Source organism: Arthrobacter sp. TJ-58 (genome assembly GCF_058269295.1).
The window spans coordinates 1305787-1321843 of the sequence record NZ_JBZCNM010000001.1; the positions used below are offsets into that span (position 1 = coordinate 1305787).

Here is a 16057-nt window from a genome sequence, read left to right on the forward strand (position 1 = left end):
CGGCGGCGGGGTTTGAACCGCCAGCGCCGGTCCCGCTGCCACGGATGAGAAAAGCACGGCAACCGCCGCGGCGGTTCCGGCCCGTCGCCGCCAGAGCCCTGCATTCACGCTATATGCCCCCACTATTAGCTGCCAGATATTCTGCCATTGTGTCAGTGTCCAGTGCCTGTGCAATCTCGGCAATGGACGCTTCGTCCTTGATCACAATAGACTGTCCGTCGCTTGAAGTTCCGGTGCCCACCGTGGGCAGGGTAAACATTTCAATATTTCCGCCGCGAACTGAGCGCAGAGAAAAGGCAAGCCGGCCCGCAGCGGCGGCGTCGAGGTCCTCGTCAACGCTGAGGTAGGGGGAAATTTCCGACACCGCACGGCTGACCCGGACCGGGTTCAGGAGTGTTTCCTTTGACAGGGCCGAGGAGATCAATCCCCGGACAAATGTCTGCTGGTTGCGGACCCGCTGATAGTCCCCCTCGGCGAAGGCTTTTCGTTCACGCACATAGTTCAGGGCGGAGTCTCCGTCCAGGGAGACAACTCCAGCCGGGAAATGGTCGTCGGCAATGCTGGAAGAGAACTCCAGCGGGTTATCCACCTCCACCCCGCCCAGCGCATCGGTGAGCCCCTTGAATCCTTCAAAGTCCACAATGGCCACGTGGTCAACCGGGGCGTCAAACATGGTTTGCACGGTATCCACCACCAGCGGGACCCCGCCCAGGGCCATGGCCGCATTGATTTTGTGCTCGCCGTAGCCGGGTATGTCCGTCCAGGTGTCCCGCATGATGGACATGACGTAGGCGGCACTTCCGTCGCTGGGAACGTGAAGCAGCATCATGGTGTCGGACCTGGCGGCCTCGGACCCGGGGTCGCGCTCATCGGTGCCGATCAGCAGGATGTTCTGCGAGTTCCCCGCCCGCGGGTCCTTGAGGGGACTGTTGGCGGGGAGGGCGTTTTCAATGGTGGTGGTGCCGTTGTCAAAGCTGCGGGCCAGGCTCCAGAGATAGCCGCCGGCTATCAGCGCCGCGGTGATCAGGAGCACCAGCAAAACCATCACGGTGTTGCGCAACGGATGCCGCCGGCGGGCTGCCGGCTGCTCATGGCCATGAACGTACTGCGTCATAAAAACTCCCTGAGTCTAACGAGCTATGAGCCTGGCGGCCCGGGGGCTAAACCCCGGATTCCTTTTGGAGGACCCGGGGAAGATAACCTTTAAGGCATGTTCTCCTCCCGCGCTGCCCTGACGGCGGCCGTCCTTGCCCTCGCCGCCGGCCTGACCGCCTGCTCTCCGGTTGCCGACATTGAAGCGGCTCCGGACGCCGGCAACCCGGACTGCGCCGAGGTGATGGTGGCTTTGCCCGCGGAACTCGCCGGCCAGGAACAGCGCAAAACGGACAGCCAGGCCAGCTCGGCCTGGGGAAATCCGTCCAAGATCATTCTGCGCTGCGGAGTTCCGGTTCCAGGGCCAACCACCGACGAGTGTGCCACGGTTAACGGCGTCGACTGGATCCTGCGCGAAGACGATGCCACGTGGACCGCCACCACCTACGGCCGGGAACCGGCGGTTGAAGTCATTTTCGATCCGGAGGAAGTGTCTTCTTCAACACTTCTGGTGCAGCTGGAGAATTCGGTGGCCCGGATCGAACCCACCCGCAGCTGCGTGAGCAGCAGCGATCTCGAGCTGCCGGCGCAGTAGCACCGGCAGCCGGCGTCAGCGCAGACCGGTTTTGCGGGCCAGCGCCAGGGAAATCAGTTCATCGATCAGTTCCGTATACGGCAGGCCGGACTTGGCCCACATCTGCGGATACATGCTGATGGGCGTAAAGCCGGGCATGGTGTTGATCTCATTGATGATCAGCTCGCCGTCCGGCGTGTAGAAGAAGTCCACGCGGGACAGCCCTTCCCCGCCAACTGCCTCGAAGGCGGCAGCGGCCAGGTTCTGGACCTGCTCCGAAATGTCTTCGGGAAGGTCCGCCGGGCAGCTGAGCTGGGCGGCGGTTCCGTCCACGTACTTCGCCTCAAAGTCATACCACTCGTGCCCGCCGTCCTGGACGGCCACCTCGCCGGGAGAGCTGGTGCGGGGGTCCTCGGTGCCGCGGCCCTGAAGCACTGCCACCTCGATTTCGCGGCCGACAATTCCGGCTTCGACCACGACCTTGGGGTCATGCAGGCGGGCTGCTTCAATCGCGGCCCGCAGCCCGGCAGGATCCGCCACCCGGGTGATGCCCATGGAGGAACCGCCCCGTGCCGGTTTAACGAACAGCGGGAACGCCAGCTTGGCGGACCGGTCCAGGCAGGCCTGGGCGTCTTTTTCCCACTGTCGGTCCGTGATGACCTCGTACGGGCCCACCTTCAACCCTGCGGATTCAAACACCACTTTCATGTAGTGCTTGTCCATGCCCACGGCGGATGCCAGGACGCCGGCGCCCACGTAGCGGATATCCGCCATTTCCAGCATCCCCTGCAGCGTCCCGTCTTCGCCGAACGGACCGTGGAGCACGGGGAAGACGACGTCGATGCGGCCCATGCTGCGCGGCAGCGACCCCTCGGAGTGGGCCACCAGCTCGGAGCCGTTGCTGTCCGCGGACAGGACAATGCTCTCAGCGCCGGGGGCAACCTCAGGGAGGGATTCGGAGCGCAGGGACCACGATGCGGGGTCGGCCGAGACAAGCGACCACTGCCCGTTGCGCGCAATGCCCACGGGAACGACGTCGTACTTGGTGCGGTCGATGGCTTCCAGCACGCCGGCGGCCGTTACGCAGCTCACCGCGTGCTCGCTGGACCGTCCGCCGAAGAGGACTGCCACGCGGGGGCGTCCGCCGGCGGCGGCATCGGGAATTACGGGGTTAGTACTCACGGAACCTGCACACCTTCGGATTTCAGTTCGCGGGACAGCAGGCGCGGTCCCAGTTCATCAACGGTGATTTCGCCCTGCAGGACGGCAACCACGTTTTCGGTGATGGGCATGTTGACGCCCAGCTGGGTGGCACGGTCCAGCACGGCCTGCGCCGACTTGATGCCTTCGGCGGTCTGCTTCATGGAGGCGTTGACTTCCTCCAGCGTCAGGCCCTGCGCCAGCAGCCGGCCGGCGGTGTGGTTGCGGGACAGCGGGGAGGAGCAGGTGGCAATGAGGTCGCCCATCCCGGCCAGGCCGGCCATGGTTTCGGCGTTGCCGCCCAGGGCCAGGGCCAGGCGCGTGGTCTCGGCCAGGCCGCGGGTCATGACCGAGGCCTTGGTGTTGTCCCCCATGCCCTTGCCCTCGCAGATGCCAACGGCCAGGGCAATGACGTTCTTGACGATGCCGCCGATTTCGGTGCCCACCACGTCCGTGTTGGTGTACGGGCGGAAGTAGGGTGCCGTGCAGGCCCGGGCAATCCAGGCAGCAGTTTCCAGGTCGGAGCAGGCCACCACCGATGCGGTGGGCTGCCGGTTGGCAATCTCCATGGCCAGGTTGGGGCCGGAGATAACAGCCACGCGGTCCTGGGGCCAGTGCAGTTCCTCTTCAATGACCTGGCTCATCCGCGAGTCCGTGCCGACTTCGAGGCCCTTCATCAGGGAAACGACGACGGCGCCCTCCGGAATCAGGTGCCGGATACTGCGCAGCTGGGCGCGAAGGGTCTGCGCCGGAACGGCGAGCACCACCAGTTCGGCACCGGCGAGCACCTCAGCGGGGTCCGCGGACGCGGTCAGGCCCGCGGGCAGGACAGTGTCTTTCAGATACTGGCTGTTGCGGTGCTGGCCGTTGATTTCTTCGGCGATTTCCGGGCGGCGCGCCCAGATGCGGACGCTCGTGCCGAGTGCGTCCCTTCCGCGGGCGGCGCCGGCATCAGCGACGATCTTCGCGAAGGTGGTCCCCCAGCTGCCGGCGCCCAGGACGGCCACCGCCCCTGGATAGGTGTTGTTACGCCAGCTCATTCTTGTCCGTTCCGTTCTGATCAAAATCCCTGCCGGTGGGTTTCTGGCCCTTGAGGGCCGGATCCCAGCGCACGGGCGGCGGAGTTTCGTTCCGCAGTTCGCCCACCAGGGCGGTAAGGCTGTCCATGATGCGTTCGGTGGCGGTGTCCAGCACGGACTTGGTCATCGGCTGGCCGCGGAGGTCCGAGAGGTCCACGGGCGTGCCGACGCGCAGCCGCACCGTCTTGCGGGGAAACAGGTGGATGCGCTTGCTGTAGCGGGGCAGCACCGCTTCGGCTCCCCAGTGGGCCACGGGCACCACGGGAGCTCCGGTCTGCAGGGCAAGCCTTGCCGCTCCGGTGCGTCCGCGCATGGGCCACAGGTCGGGGTCGCGGGTCAGCGTTCCCTCGGGGTAGATAATCAGCGCACCGCCGGCGTCGATCACTGTTCGGGCGCTCTTCAGCGACGCCGAGGCGCCCGCGGTGACGCGCTGCACCGGAACCTGGTCGGTGGCGCGCAGTGCGGCACCCAGGACCGGAACCTTGAAGAGCGAGGCCTTGGCCAGGTAGCGGGGCATGATCTTCTGGTTGTAGAAGAAGTGCCCCACTACCACCGGGTCGATCTCCGTCACGTGATTGGGGCAGGCAATGAACCCGGTGTCCCTGGGAAGGTTTTCCAGTCCCTCCCACTGCTTGCGCAGCAGGAGGTTCATTACCGGCCGCATGGTGCCCGCCAGGAAGGCGAATGCCGCCCGTGATTTGACCGACTCAGCCATGGTTGCGCTTACCTGCCGCTTGCCTGAAGGACCTCGACGTCGAAATCGGCGCCGAGGGCTTCGAGCTTCTCGAGGAAGTGCTCGTATCCCCGGTTGATCAGTTCGATTCCCGTGACTCGCGAGGTTCCCTCCGCGGCCAGTGCCGCAATGAGGTGGCTGAAGCCGCCGCGAAGATCCGGAATGTCGATCTCGGCGCCCTTAAGGCTGACGGGGCCGGAGATGACTGCCGAGTGCAGGAAGTTGCGCTGGCCGAACCGGCAGGGCACGCTTCCGAGGCATTCGCGGTGAACCTGGATGTTCGCACCCATGCGGATCAGTGCATCAGTGAAACCGAAGCGGTTCTCGTACACGGTTTCGTGGACGATGGACACGCCCTGCGCCTGGGTCAGTGCAACCACCAGCGGCTGCTGCCAGTCGGTCATGAAGCCCGGGTGGACGTCGGTTTCCAGCACGAGGGGGTTCAGTGCCCCGCCCGGGTGGTAGAAGCGGATGCCGCCGTCGTCGACGTCGAAGGCGCCGCCGATCTTGCGGTAGGTGTTCAGGAACGCCGTCAGGTCCTGCTGGGAGGCGCCTTCAACGTAGATGTCGCCCTTGGTCACCAGTGCGGCGGAGGCCCAGGAGGCAGCTTCGTTGCGGTCAGGCAGTGCACGGTGGTTGTATCCGGTCAGCTCGGAGACGCCCTCAATGCGGATAACCCGGTCAGTCTGGACCGTGATGATCGCGCCCATTTTCTGCAGCACGGCAATGAGGTCCAGGATTTCGGGTTCCACGGCGGCACCGCGCAGCTCGGTGATGCCCACGGCCTTCACCGCGGTCAGCAGCACCTGCTCAGTGGCTCCGACGCTGGGGTAAGGCAGTTCCAGCTTGGCGCCGGTCAGGCCCTTGGGGGCGGAAATGGAGATTCCGCCGGGACGCTTTTCCACCACGGCGCCGAAGTTCCGCAGCATCTGCAGGTGGAAGTCGATGGGCCGGTCGCCAATTTTGCAGCCGCCCAGGTCCGGGATGAAGGCCTCACCCAGGCTGTGCATCAGCGGACCGCACAGCAGAATCGGGATGCGGGAATCGCCGGCATGCGCGTCAATATCCTTGGACGCAGCCGTCTTGGCGTTCTGCGGATCCATGGTCAGGTCCCCGGTGACGGGATCCTTGGTTACTTCAACGCCGTGCAGCTTCAACAGCGAGGTGACAACCTCAACGTCCTTGATTTCCGGAACGTTGCGCAGCAGTGAAGGGCTATTGCCAAGCAACGCCGCAACCATGGCCTTGGGAACAAGGTTCTTAGCTCCGCGGACGGGCACTTTTCCTGTCAGAGGAACTCCACCACGGATGGTTAGAACGCTACCCATGAACACCTAATTTCTTTTTCCTGGAATGCCCCATCAACAAAGAGAGACTGCACTCAAGCATAGGAGCAAGCGTCCGCATACTGAAATATCGCCGTCCCCGGGGCGGGCCGGCGGCCCGCACTCCGGCGCAGGTGTACCGGTTGCGGAAAAGACGATGGGCCCCCGGCTGGGGGCCCATCAATAATACTGATTTTCCGCGCCGGCTACGAAACCGGGCGAGGCGCAAATCCTGCCGCAGCGCCGTTTAGGCGAGGGCCGGAAGCGTTATTGGCTTGAATGCAGGGCGGCGGGATTCAAACTCTGTGATATTGGACTCTTTCCGGAGGGTGAGGGAAATGTCATCCAGCCCTTCAAGGAGCCGCCAGCGGGTGTATTCATCAATGGAGAAGGGGGCGGTCACCGATCCGCACACCACTGTGCGGGCTTCCAGGTCCACTGTCACTTCGGTGCCGGGTGAGTGTTCAAGCACTTTCCAGATGAGTTCAATGTCATCCTGTGCCAGCTGCGCAGCCACCAGCCCCTGCTTGCCTGCGTTGCCCCGGAAGATGTCCGCGAAACGGGAGGACAGCACGGCCCGGAACCCGTAGTCCTTCAGCGCCCAGACGGCGTGCTCCCGGGACGAGCCGGTGCCGAAGTCGGGGCCGGCCACCAGGACGGATCCGGCACTGTAGGGCGCCCGGTTCAGGATGAAGTTCTCATCCTTGCGCCAGGCCGCGAACAGGGCGTCCTCAAAACCGGTGCGGGTAATCCGCTTGAGGTATACGGCGGGAATGATCTGGTCGGTGTCCACGTCGCTTTGGCGCAGCGGCACCCCAATGCCGGTGTGGGTGGTGATCTTTTCCATGGCGGGCTCCTAGCGGGCGGGCTGGACGTAGGCGGGGGCGGCGGCGGAGCCGGCGGCGGAAAGCGGCTCGAGGTCCGAGGGTGAACTCAGGGTGCCGCGGACGGCGGTGGCAGCGGCGACCACCGGCGACACCAGATGCGTGCGGCCGCCCTTGCCCTGGCGGCCCTCAAAGTTGCGGTTGGAGGTGGAGGCACACCGCTCCCCCGGGGCCAGCTGGTCCGGGTTCATGCCCAGGCACATAGAGCAGCCGGCAAAGCGCCATTCGGCACCGAAGTCCTTGAACACGCGGTCCAGGCCTTCAGCTTCCGCTTCCAGCCGCACCCGGGCGGAGCCGGGCACCACCATCATGCGGATGTTCGGATCCTTCTGCCGGCCTCGGATAATGTCCGCCGCAATGCGCAGGTCCTCGATCCGGCTGTTGGTGCAGGAGCCCAGGAACACCGTGTCCACCCGGATGTCCTTCATGGGCGTGCCGGCAGCCAGGTCCATGTAGGCCAGGGCGCGTTCCGCGGCGGCGCGGGCGTTCTCGTCACCAAAGTCCGCCGGGTCCGGAACGGATTCCGAGAGCGAGACGCCCTGGCCGGGGTTGGTGCCCCAGGTGACGAACGGCTCCAGGGCCTCGGCGTCCAGGAACACTTCGGCGTCGAACACGGCGTCGTCGTCCGTTGCCAGCGACGTCCAGTGCTCGACGGCGGCATCCCAGTCCGCGCCCTGCGGCGCGTGCGGCTTGTCCTTGAGGTAGGCGAACGTGGTCTCGTCCGGGGCCACCATGCCCGCGCGGGCGCCTGCTTCGATGGACATGTTGCAGATGGTCATCCGGGCTTCCATGGACAGGGAGCGGATGGCTGATCCGCGGTACTCGAGCACGTAGCCCTGCCCGCCGCCGGTGCCGATCTTGGCGATGACGGCCAGGATGATGTCCTTGGACGTGACACCGGGGCGGAGGGTGCCTTCCACGGTGATGGCCATGGTCTTGAAGGGCTTCAGCGACAGTGTCTGGGTGGCCATGACGTGCTCCACCTCGGAGGTGCCAATGCCCATGGCCAGCGCTCCGAAGGCGCCGTGGGTGGAGGTGTGGGAATCGCCGCAGACCACGGTCAGGCCGGGCTGGGTCAGGCCCAGCTGCGGTCCGACCACGTGCACAATTCCCTGTTCGGCGTCGCCCAGGGGATGCAGCCGCACACCGAATTCCGCGCAGTTGGCCCGCAGTGTCTCAATCTGGGTGCGGCTGATGGGATCTGCTATGGGCTTGTCGATATCCAGGGTGGGGGTGTTGTGGTCTTCGGTGGCGATGGTGAGGTCAGGGCGCCGCAGTTTCCGGCCGGCCAGCCGAAGCCCTTCAAAGGCCTGCGGCGAGGTGACCTCGTGGATGAGGTGAAGGTCGATGTAGAGCAGGTCCGGCGCTCCGTCTTCGCCCTTGACGACAACGTGTTCGTCCCAGACCTTTTCTGCAAGCGTCCTGCCTGCTGCGTACTCACCCATGCCTGATGCTCCTTGTGAAGTGTCTTCCGCGGACCAAAAAGAGGGCCGCGCAAAGCCGATGTTTTCAACACAACCAGCCGCAGCTGCATGGGCGCTACTTTTTCGATTTGCATCTCAAATAATGAGACGGCAGTATCAAGCTATGGACACAACAGAAGCCTCGGCCAGCGGCGTCGGCGTGATTGATAAAGCGGCCCTCGTACTCGACGCGCTGGAGGCCGGGCCCACCACCCTGGCGCAGCTGGTAGCCGCCACCGGACTTGCCCGTCCCACGGTGCACCGGCTCGCCGTCGCGCTGGCCCACCACCGGCTGGTGGGCCGTGACATCCAGGGGCGGTTTGTGCTGGGCGGCCGGCTGGTGGAGCTGGCCTCGGCCGCCGGCGAGGACCGGTTGATCGCTGCTGCCGGACCCGTGCTGCTGGCCCTGCGCGACGCCACCGGCGAAAGTTCGCAGGTTTTCCGCCGGCAGGGTGAATGGCGGGTCTGTGTGGCCTCCGCTGAACGGCCGATCGGCCTGCGGGACACCATCCCGGTGGGCACGCAGCTGTCCATGAAGGCCGGTTCCGCCGCACAGTGCCTGCTGGCCTGGGAGGACCATGACCGCCTCCTCGAAGGCCTGCACAACGCCCGGTTCACCCCCACGGTTTTGGCCGGTGTCCGGCGCCGCGGCTGGGCACAGAGCCTGGGCGAACGCGAGCCCGGCGTGGCTTCGGTGTCCGCTCCCGTGCGCGGCCCGTCCGGCCGCGTCATTGCCGCGGTGTCCATCTCCGGTCCCATCGAGCGCCTGACCCGCCAGCCCGGCCGGATCCACGCCGAAGTGGTCTCCAAGGCTGCCGCGCAGCTGACTGAAGCACTGCGGAAGAGCGCCGACTAGCCCTAGTCTGGGACTCTTCCGATTCCGAGGAGTTCCCATGAAACGGCTGCGCCTGCTCTGGAACATTGTCCGCACCACCGGAGCGGACGGGGTCTTCACCGGATTCCTCGTGGTGCTCGGGGCAGCGGCGCTGCTGCTGCCCCGGCTGGAACCCGACGTCGAGGACTTCGGTGATGCCCTCTGGTTCCTTTTTGTTTCCTTCACCACGATTGGCTACGGCGACATTGTTCCGGTCACCGGGCTGGGCCGTCTCATCACAGTTATCGTGGCGCTCTACGGCATCCTGGTGGTGGCGCTGGCCACCGGTGTCATTGTCGGTTACTACAGTGAAATCCTCCGCACCCGCGCCAACACCAGCCTCGATGAACTGATCAGCGAGATGGAAAACCTGCCGGACCTTTCCCGCGAAGAGCTGTTAACCCTCGCGGAGCGGATCCGAAACCGGCATATCCTGCGGTAGCTGTCAGCCGGCGAAGTGGTCCCAGCCGGTCACCGGCGGGGCCTGTCCGCCGAAAGTGACGCCCCCGCCGTCGTGCACCGTGCCGATTCGGACAAAACCTTCGGGCAGCACCGCGTCCGGAGGGAAGGCCGCCAGGAGGCCGTGGTCCTCTCCTCCGCCCAGGACCCAGGCCAGCGGGTCGGCACCGAGCCGGACTGCTGCCGGTGCCAGGGACTCGGCCCTGGTGCGGAGGCTGCCGGCGTCGAGGTCGATGCCCACTCCGGAGGCGCGGGCGATCCGGCCGGCGTCGCGCACCAGCCCGTCGGAGACATCCAGCATGGCGGTGGCACCGGCAACCGCTGCGGCGGGCCCGGATCCGGTCGGGGGCAGCCGGGGCCGGCACTGGGCCATGAGCAAGCCGGCAAGCTCCTGATCATCACCTTCCCCGGGATGTGTCATGTCGACGCCGCTCTCCAGCACAGCCAGTCCGCCCGCAGCAAGCCCCAGCGCGCCGATGTGGGCCAGAACGTCGCCCGGGCGGGCTCCTGAGCGCAGCACCGGGGCCCGGCCCTCCAAATCACCCGTGACGGCCGCTGTCACCACTATCTGGCTGCCTCGCCCCAGGTCCCCGCCCACCACGGAGCAGCGTTCGGGGGCCAGGGATGAGATGCCGGCAGCCAGCCCGTCCGCAAGGTCCTCCACCCAGCCCACTTCCGTGCTGCCGGGAAGGGTGAGGCTGACGACGAGGGACGTCGGGACGGCGCCCATGGCACGGATGTCGGAAACGTTCTGCGCCACGCACTTCCACCCGACGTCGAACCCCGTGGTCCGGTAGCCCGACGGCCAGGCCAGCCGGAAATCAGCGTCCTGGACCAGGGTGTCGATGGAAATCACCGACCGGCCGTCCGGGGCTGCTATCACCGCTGCGTCATCGCCGGGGCCCAGCAGCGCGGTGTCCGGTCCCAGCCGCGGAAAGATCCGGGCCAGGAGCGCCTTTTCATCGAGCTGGTCCACGGTCAGGGGATCGGACGGCACAGGCTGTTCCTCGGGTTTAGGGAGCGGATAAGGTTTCGAAATTAGCATGCCCGAAGCGGAGCCCAGGCACTGCCGCAACAATGCGGTCGGAGAAATATCCGGGCAAAACAAAACCGGCCCCGGACATAATGTCCGGAGCCGGCTAATTTGTGACCCCAGCGGGATTCGAACCCGCGTTACCGCCGTGAGAGGGCAGCGTACTAGGCCGCTATACGATGGGGCCAGGTACAAGCAATCTGCCCTGAAGGCGTCCTGCTTTCCGTTTGCTCAACTTCAAATTGAGCTCAATAAGTTTTTCACACTTACCGTTGTTCCACAAATCGATAATTTCTTATCGAATGAGAACCGCTGGGATACCAGGACTCGAACCTAGAATGTCGGTACCAGAAACCGATGTGTTGCCAATTACACCATATCCCACTGCGCTTTTCCGGCCGCTTCAGAGAAGTTATTCTCTGCTGCAACCCCTCAGCACGAGATACAACTATACACGCCTTCCGGAGGAAGTACAAAACGGCTGATCTGCACCTCTGGCCTGCTGCCGTCCGGGTCAGCCCGGGAGCAAATCCGGCACTTCGGCCAGGGAGCGCACGGTGACAACATCCCCGGAAACCAAGACCTTTCCGGTGCCCCTTACCGGCGAGGGGTTTCCGGCACGGTCCAGCCAGATACCCTGCAGACCTGCCGCGCAGGCCCCTTCGGCATCCACGCGCAGGTTGTCCCCCACATAAAGTGTCTGCGCTGCCCCGGTGCCCAGCAGCCGCACTCCCTCACGGAAGATTGCCGGATCCGGCTTGGCGGCCCCAACGGTGTCGGTGCCCACGAGGATCTTGATCCGCCGCAGTCCTGCGGCGTCGAGCTTTGCCCGTTGATAGTCGTGGACATTGTTGCTCACCGCCCCGTATCCAATGCCGCGGGCGTCCAGCTCATCCAGAAGCGGCACGACGTCGTCGAACGCCCGAAAGTGCAGCGGCAGCATCTCTTCGTAGGCTTCGTTCCAGATCCGGGCGGCATCGCTGTCCAGCGGTGCCAGGCCTGCCTGCTCCCGGGCGTGCTGCACGCGCAGCACCCGCTGGTCCGCAAAACTCAGATGCCCTGCAAGGTACGCATCATAGTGTCCCTGCGGATCGGCCGCGAAAAGGGACGTGTAAGCGTCCCAGTCCCCCGGCGTGAAGTGCGCCAGGTCCTCCGCACTGACCAATTGCAGGGTGGTACCCATGGCAGCCCGCAGGTCCACGAGGGTCTCATCGATGTCGAAGAGCACCCCGCGGACCTGCGGGCGGCGGGACATGTTGCTAGCCTGCGTTGCGGAAGGCATTCAGGCGGGCGAGCGAGGAGTCCTTGCCCAGGATCACCATGGACTCAAACAGCGGCGGCGAGATGCGCCGGCCGGAGACAGCGGTGCGGACCGGGCCGAAAGCCTTGCGCGGCTTGATGTCCATCTCCTCCACCAGGGCAGTGCGCAGCGCGGCCTGGATGTTCTCGGCCGTCCAGTTCGTAACCGGTTCCAGCGCAGCGATGGCGGCGTCCAGCACCTCGGTGAGGTTCTCGGGAAGGCCCTTCCGCGCGTCGTCGGCCACGTCAATGGCGTCGTCGGCCTTGAACAGGAAACCGAGCATCTCCGGAGCCTCACCCAGCAGGGCGATGCGTTCCTGGACCAGCGGGGCGGCCTCGGTGAGGATCTCCTCTTCGCGGGCGGTCAGGGTCTCCCCCACCAGCCCGGCCTGCTGCAGGTACGGCACCAGCCGGTTCCGGAAGTCTTCGGGATCCAGCATCCGCACATGGGTGCCGTTGATGGCTTCGGCTTTCTTGATGTCAAAGCGGGCCGGGTTGGCCAGGACGTCGTGGATGTCGAAGTGTTCCACCAGCTGGTCAACGGTAAAGATGTCCTCGTCCGCGGACAGGGACCAGCCCAGCAGGGAGAGGTAGTTGAGCAGGCCCTCGGGGATGAAGCCGCGTTCGCGGTGCAGGAAGAGGCTGGACTCCGGGTCGCGCTTGGAGAGCTTCTTGTTGCCGCCGCCCATGACGTAGGGCAGGTGGCCGAAAAGCGGCATGTACTGGGCGACTCCAACGTCGATCAGGGCCCGGTACAGCGCAATCTGGCGCGGGGTGGAGGACAGCAGGTCCTCGCCGCGAAGCACGTGGGTGATGCCCATGAGCGCATCATCCACCGGGTTCACGAGCGTGTAGAGCGGGGCGCCGTTGGCGCGGACCACCACAAAGTCCGGAACGGTGCCGGCCTTGAAGGTGATTTCGCCGCGCACGAGGTCGTTGAACGTGATGTCCTCATCGGGCATGCGCACGCGCAGCACCGGCTGCCGGCCCTCGGCCTTGAAGGACTCGATCTGCTCAGGCGTCAGGTCGCGGTCATAGTTGTCATAGCCGAGCTTGATGTCGCGGCCGGCGGCACGGTGGCGGGCCTCGATCTCCTCCGGCGTGGAGTAGGACTCGTACAGGTGTCCGGCGTCCTTGAGCTTGGCGATGACGTCCTGGTAGATCTCGCCGCGCTGCGACTGGCGGTACGGTTCATGCGGGCCGCCAACGTTGACGCCTTCATCCCAGGTGATGCCCAGCCAGTCCAACGCGTCCAGGAGCTGCAGGAAGCTCTCTTCGCTGTCACGGGCGGTGTCGGTGTCCTCGATGCGGAACACCATTTTTCCGCCGGTGTGCTTGGCGTAGGCCCAGTTGAACAGGGCGGTCCGGATGAGGCCCACGTGCGGGGTTCCGGTAGGTGAGGGACAGAACCGCACGCGCACTGGCGTGTTGTCATCGACGGTGGGCAGGTCGGCAAGTGAAGGCAGGTTAGTCATGATGCTTCCAGTTTAGTCTCTTGCTGCGTTTGCCCGAACGTTCAGAAGCTGTAGCAGAGCAGCCAGAGGAACACTCCGCCGCCGGCAAGCACACCTGCGGCAGCCGCTGCAGCAGTCTTCCCTCCGGCCTGGCGGCCGCTGCCCAGCAGTCCGGCGAGGCACAGGACGAGCGCTGCCGCAGCCGCGGCAATGCCCGCGGCACCGGGAATCAACAGGTAAAGCAGGACAGGCAGTACGACGGCGGCCGCACCGTACGTGACGCTGACCCATTCCAGCCGGACCGCCCGTGCCAGCACCCGGGTCAGGGTGTAGGCGGCGATCAGGGAAAAGACGACAGCGGCCAGGGCCCGCGGGCCGTCCGTCCACTGGATGATGCGCAGGACCACGTACGCGGCGCCGAGTCCTCCGAGGATGACCGGGGGTGCGCCCAGCCGTTCGATTCCGCGGCGCAGATCTCCGCGCCGGTCCAGGATGGTGACCAGGGCCCAGGGAAACAGTGCGATGAGCACCGCAGAGCCTGCGCCCCAGATCAGCGCGGATGCCCCGCCGTCGTTCAAGAAAGGCGCGGCGAAAAGGGCAGCCGCCCACACGGCTCCGGGCGGCAAAAGGCGCCGGACCGATGCGCGGTTGCGCGCGGGTCCGGCGCCGGGGGTGCCCACGTTTAGCTGCGGGCGGTGTTCGACAGGCGGCCGATGCCTTCGATGGAGACCTCGTACCGCTCTCCGTCGGAAATCAGGCCGACGCCGGCGGGCGTACCGGTAAGGATGACGTCACCGGGGAGCAGGGTGAAGGCCTGCGACACGTAGGAGACGAGCTCCTTTACTCCCCAGATCATCTCGCTGGTGTTGCCGTCCTGAACCAGCTCACCGTTGAGGTAGCCGCGGACGGCCACATCATCGGTGTCCAATTCCGTTTCAATCCAGGGTCCGAGCGGGCAGGACGTGTCAAAACCCTTGGCCCGGGCCCACTGGTTGTCGGTGCGCTGGGCATCGCGTGCGGTGAGGTCATTGGCACAGGTGTAGCCGAACACAACTTCGTCCACCCGTTCCAGCGGGACGTCCTTGCAGATGCGTCCGATGACGACGGCGAGCTCAGCCTCATAGGAGACCTCGTCGGAGAAGGCCGGCAGGACGATGGGGTCATTGGGGCCGATCACCGAGGTGTTGGGCTTGAGGAACATCAGCGGAGCCGGAGGCACCTCATTGCCCATTTCATTGGCATGGTCCGCGTAGTTGCGTCCGATGCCCACCACTTTGCTGCGGGGGATGATCGGCGCCAGGAGCCGGACGTCCTCGAGCTTGTGCCGCTCACCCGTGAGCTGCACTCCGGAGAAGAACGGATCGCCCTTGATGACGGCAATCTCTTCCTGGCCTTCGTCACCGTCCACGACGCCGAACGCTGGGTCACTGTCTAGTACAAATCGAGCAATACGCATGCACTCAAGCCTAGTAGACGAAAGCCCGGTTCCGCTCCAGTGCGCGGGTCCTGCTTCCACTTTCCGGTGCCGCGTCCCGGCGCCGTTTTTCGAGCGGACGACGGGCACTGTGAGTTATCTGCCGTGTTAAACAGTTCAGGCCCGCACAATGTGCGGGCCTGAACCTCTCTGCCAAATATTGTCCGGCGGTGACCTACTCTCCCACATCCTCCCGGATGCAGTACCATCGGCGCTGTGGGTCTTAGCTTCCGGGTTCGGAATGGGACCGGGCGTTTCCCCCACGCTATGACCGCCGTAACCCTTGCCCCGGCCGTTTTCACGGCGGGAAATCTATGGGTACAAGCTGCCCTCTCGGGTTGCTGCTATACAAGTATATCGCTTGTTTTGGCCGGTTCTGACCACAGGGCCTGCAGCCGAGCGGGCTCATCGTGTGATTTTCCGCACCTGAGCCGGCCTGGCCAATACCCTGCCGGCGAGCCGCCCATGCTGTTACCGGGCCGGCTGCTAGATCGGCTTGATAAACAGAAAGAGCCTGTACCAACACTGGTACAGGCTCTTTCCTCAAATATTGTCCGGCGGTGACCTACTCTCCCACACCCTCCCGGATGCAGTACCATCGGCGCTGTGGGTCTTAGCTTCCGGGTTCGGAATGGGACCGGGCGTTTCCCCCACGCTATGACCGCCGTAACCCTAGCCCCCCGCAACACCGGCACAAAACCGGTCCAGGGGAAATCTGTGGGGCCACGACCAGGACACCATCCCTGGCATCCCGTCATGAACATGATCGTTCCAAGCAGACACGAAACCCCTCAAGGGCACGCACCTACTTTCTTTGTGACCACCCATCGCAATCCCCCGATTCAGGGGGACAGTATGGTGGTCTGTTCCACGGGTAACAAACCGTCGGGTTTGTTGTCCGGGAACCACATAGTGGACGCAAGCAGCATGATCTAACACAATCCTTCTTTGGCGGGAACGTTTGAAGTCGTTTCCTGCCCAGACTGTGCTGTGGTGTAAGTTATCGGCCTATTAGTACCGGTCAGCTTCACGGGTCTTTAGTCCCCGCTTCCACATCCGGCCTATCAACCCAGTGGTCTGGCTGGGGGCCTCTCACACACAAGGTGTATGGAAA

The 16057-nt window shown here is 64.9% G+C and carries 15 protein-coding genes, 2 tRNA genes and 3 rRNA genes; 3 read left to right on the top strand and 17 right to left on the bottom strand.

Annotated elements, in window-relative coordinates; translation table 11 throughout:
• Positions 1 to 109: 109 nt before the first annotated feature.
• Positions 110 to 1114 (bottom strand): LCP family protein, encoded by a 1005-nt coding sequence (locus AC4D2W_RS06020; protein WP_490925966.1) that lies wholly within the window; start codon positions 1112 to 1114, stop codon positions 110 to 112.
• Positions 1115 to 1210: 96 nt separating this feature from the next.
• Between AC4D2W_RS06020 and AC4D2W_RS06025 the strand changes: the two genes are divergently transcribed.
• Positions 1211 to 1687 (top strand): DUF3515 domain-containing protein, encoded by a 477-nt coding sequence (locus AC4D2W_RS06025; RefSeq protein ID WP_490925967.1) that lies wholly within the window; start codon positions 1211 to 1213, stop codon positions 1685 to 1687.
• A gap of 15 nt (positions 1688 to 1702) precedes the next feature.
• Here AC4D2W_RS06025 and AC4D2W_RS06030 read toward each other — a convergent pair whose 3' ends face one another.
• From AC4D2W_RS06030 to leuC, 6 genes are all read right to left on the bottom strand, one after another.
• Entirely contained in the window at positions 1703 to 2848 is a 1146-nt protein-coding gene (locus AC4D2W_RS06030) for a D-alanine--D-alanine ligase family protein (RefSeq protein WP_490925968.1), read from the bottom strand.
• Complete coding sequence (locus tag AC4D2W_RS06035) at positions 2845 to 3906, bottom strand: NAD(P)H-dependent glycerol-3-phosphate dehydrogenase (protein WP_490925969.1); 1062 nt, start codon at positions 3904 to 3906, stop codon at positions 2845 to 2847. The genes AC4D2W_RS06030 and AC4D2W_RS06035 overlap by 4 nt, the downstream gene beginning before the upstream one ends.
• Complete coding sequence (locus tag AC4D2W_RS06040; RefSeq protein WP_490925970.1) at positions 3893 to 4660, bottom strand: lysophospholipid acyltransferase family protein; 768 nt, start codon at positions 4658 to 4660, stop codon at positions 3893 to 3895. Before AC4D2W_RS06040 ends, AC4D2W_RS06035 begins: the two co-directional genes overlap by 14 nt.
• Positions 4661 to 4668: 8 nt before the next feature.
• Entirely contained in the window at positions 4669 to 6006 is a 1338-nt protein-coding gene (murA, locus tag AC4D2W_RS06045; protein ID WP_490925971.1) for a UDP-N-acetylglucosamine 1-carboxyvinyltransferase, read from the bottom strand.
• Between the two features lie 244 nt (positions 6007 to 6250).
• Positions 6251 to 6850, bottom strand: a complete 600-nt coding sequence (gene leuD / locus AC4D2W_RS06050; protein WP_490925972.1) for a 3-isopropylmalate dehydratase small subunit — start codon at positions 6848 to 6850, stop codon at positions 6251 to 6253.
• 9 nt (positions 6851 to 6859) lie between these two features.
• A complete protein-coding gene (leuC, locus tag AC4D2W_RS06055; protein WP_490925973.1) occupies positions 6860 to 8332 on the bottom strand; it encodes a 3-isopropylmalate dehydratase large subunit in 1473 nt (490 codons plus the stop codon).
• A 142-nt stretch (positions 8333 to 8474) separates the two neighbouring features.
• On the opposite strand from leuC, the gene AC4D2W_RS06060 reads away from it, so the two are divergent.
• Together AC4D2W_RS06060 and AC4D2W_RS06065 are read left to right on the top strand one after the other, a co-directional pair.
• Entirely contained in the window at positions 8475 to 9206 is a 732-nt protein-coding gene (locus AC4D2W_RS06060; protein ID WP_490925974.1) for an IclR family transcriptional regulator, read from the top strand.
• A 37-nt stretch (positions 9207 to 9243) separates the two neighbouring features.
• Positions 9244 to 9666, top strand: a complete 423-nt coding sequence (locus AC4D2W_RS06065; protein ID WP_490925975.1) for a potassium channel family protein — start codon at positions 9244 to 9246, stop codon at positions 9664 to 9666.
• A 3-nt stretch (positions 9667 to 9669) separates the two neighbouring features.
• Here the strand turns inward: AC4D2W_RS06065 and thiL are convergent, their stop codons facing one another.
• The 10 genes from thiL to AC4D2W_RS06115 all read right to left on the bottom strand — a co-directional run.
• A complete protein-coding gene (gene thiL, locus AC4D2W_RS06070) occupies positions 9670 to 10680 on the bottom strand; it encodes a thiamine-phosphate kinase (RefSeq protein ID WP_490925976.1) in 1011 nt (336 codons plus the stop codon).
• A gap of 150 nt (positions 10681 to 10830) precedes the next feature.
• Positions 10831 to 10903 (bottom strand) — tRNA-Glu (locus tag AC4D2W_RS06075).
• Between the two features lie 125 nt (positions 10904 to 11028).
• A tRNA-Gln gene (locus AC4D2W_RS06080) sits at positions 11029 to 11100 on the bottom strand.
• A 130-nt stretch (positions 11101 to 11230) separates the two neighbouring features.
• The gene (locus AC4D2W_RS06085) at positions 11231 to 11971 is read right to left on the bottom strand and encodes an HAD family hydrolase (protein WP_490925977.1); all 741 of its coding nucleotides are present in this window, start codon (positions 11969 to 11971) and stop codon (positions 11231 to 11233) included.
• Between the two features lie 4 nt (positions 11972 to 11975).
• Positions 11976 to 13490: a glutamate--tRNA ligase gene (gene gltX, locus AC4D2W_RS06090; protein ID WP_490925978.1), complete on the bottom strand. Its 1515-nt coding sequence runs from the start codon at positions 13488 to 13490 to the stop codon at positions 11976 to 11978.
• Positions 13491 to 13531: 41 nt separating this feature from the next.
• Positions 13532 to 14149 carry a hypothetical protein gene (locus AC4D2W_RS06095; RefSeq protein ID WP_490925979.1) on the bottom strand — a complete coding sequence of 206 codons (618 nt, stop codon included), beginning with the start codon at positions 14147 to 14149 and terminating at the stop codon, positions 13532 to 13534.
• 2 nt (positions 14150 to 14151) lie between these two features.
• On the bottom strand, positions 14152 to 14925 hold the full coding sequence (locus AC4D2W_RS06100) for a fumarylacetoacetate hydrolase family protein (RefSeq protein WP_490925980.1): 774 nt from the start codon (positions 14923 to 14925) through the stop codon (positions 14152 to 14154).
• Positions 14926 to 15105: 180 nt separating this feature from the next.
• A 5S ribosomal RNA gene (rrf, locus tag AC4D2W_RS06105) occupies positions 15106 to 15222 on the bottom strand.
• Positions 15223 to 15495: 273 nt separating this feature from the next.
• A 5S ribosomal RNA gene (rrf, locus tag AC4D2W_RS06110) occupies positions 15496 to 15612 on the bottom strand.
• Positions 15613 to 15933: 321 nt separating this feature from the next.
• Positions 15934 to 16057, bottom strand: a 23S ribosomal RNA gene (locus tag AC4D2W_RS06115); the annotation flags it as partial.

Excerpts from the sequence above, each read along its gene's own strand:
- AC4D2W_RS06025 (WP_490925967.1), top strand. The coding sequence starts at position 1,211 with ATGTTCTCCTCCCGCGCTGCCCTGACGGCGGCCGTCCTTGCCCTCGCC.
- AC4D2W_RS06065 (WP_490925975.1), top strand. The coding sequence starts at position 9,244 with ATGAAACGGCTGCGCCTGCTCTGGAACATTGTCCGCACCACCGGAGCG.
- murA (WP_490925971.1), bottom strand. The coding sequence starts at position 6,006 with ATGGGTAGCGTTCTAACCATCCGTGGTGGAGTTCCTCTGACAGGAAAA.
- leuD (WP_490925972.1), bottom strand. The coding sequence starts at position 6,850 with ATGGAAAAGATCACCACCCACACCGGCATTGGGGTGCCGCTGCGCCAA.
- AC4D2W_RS06060 (WP_490925974.1), top strand. The coding sequence starts at position 8,475 with ATGGACACAACAGAAGCCTCGGCCAGCGGCGTCGGCGTGATTGATAAA.
- AC4D2W_RS06100 (WP_490925980.1), bottom strand. The coding sequence starts at position 14,925 with ATGCGTATTGCTCGATTTGTACTAGACAGTGACCCAGCGTTCGGCGTC.
- AC4D2W_RS06020 (WP_490925966.1), bottom strand. The coding sequence starts at position 1,114 with ATGACGCAGTACGTTCATGGCCATGAGCAGCCGGCAGCCCGCCGGCGG.
- leuC (WP_490925973.1), bottom strand. The coding sequence starts at position 8,332 with ATGGGTGAGTACGCAGCAGGCAGGACGCTTGCAGAAAAGGTCTGGGAC.
- AC4D2W_RS06035 (WP_490925969.1), bottom strand. The coding sequence starts at position 3,906 with ATGAGCTGGCGTAACAACACCTATCCAGGGGCGGTGGCCGTCCTGGGC.
- AC4D2W_RS06085 (WP_490925977.1), bottom strand. The coding sequence starts at position 11,971 with ATGTCCCGCCGCCCGCAGGTCCGCGGGGTGCTCTTCGACATCGATGAG.
- gltX (WP_490925978.1), bottom strand. The coding sequence starts at position 13,490 with ATGACTAACCTGCCTTCACTTGCCGACCTGCCCACCGTCGATGACAAC.
- AC4D2W_RS06040 (WP_490925970.1), bottom strand. The coding sequence starts at position 4,660 with ATGGCTGAGTCGGTCAAATCACGGGCGGCATTCGCCTTCCTGGCGGGC.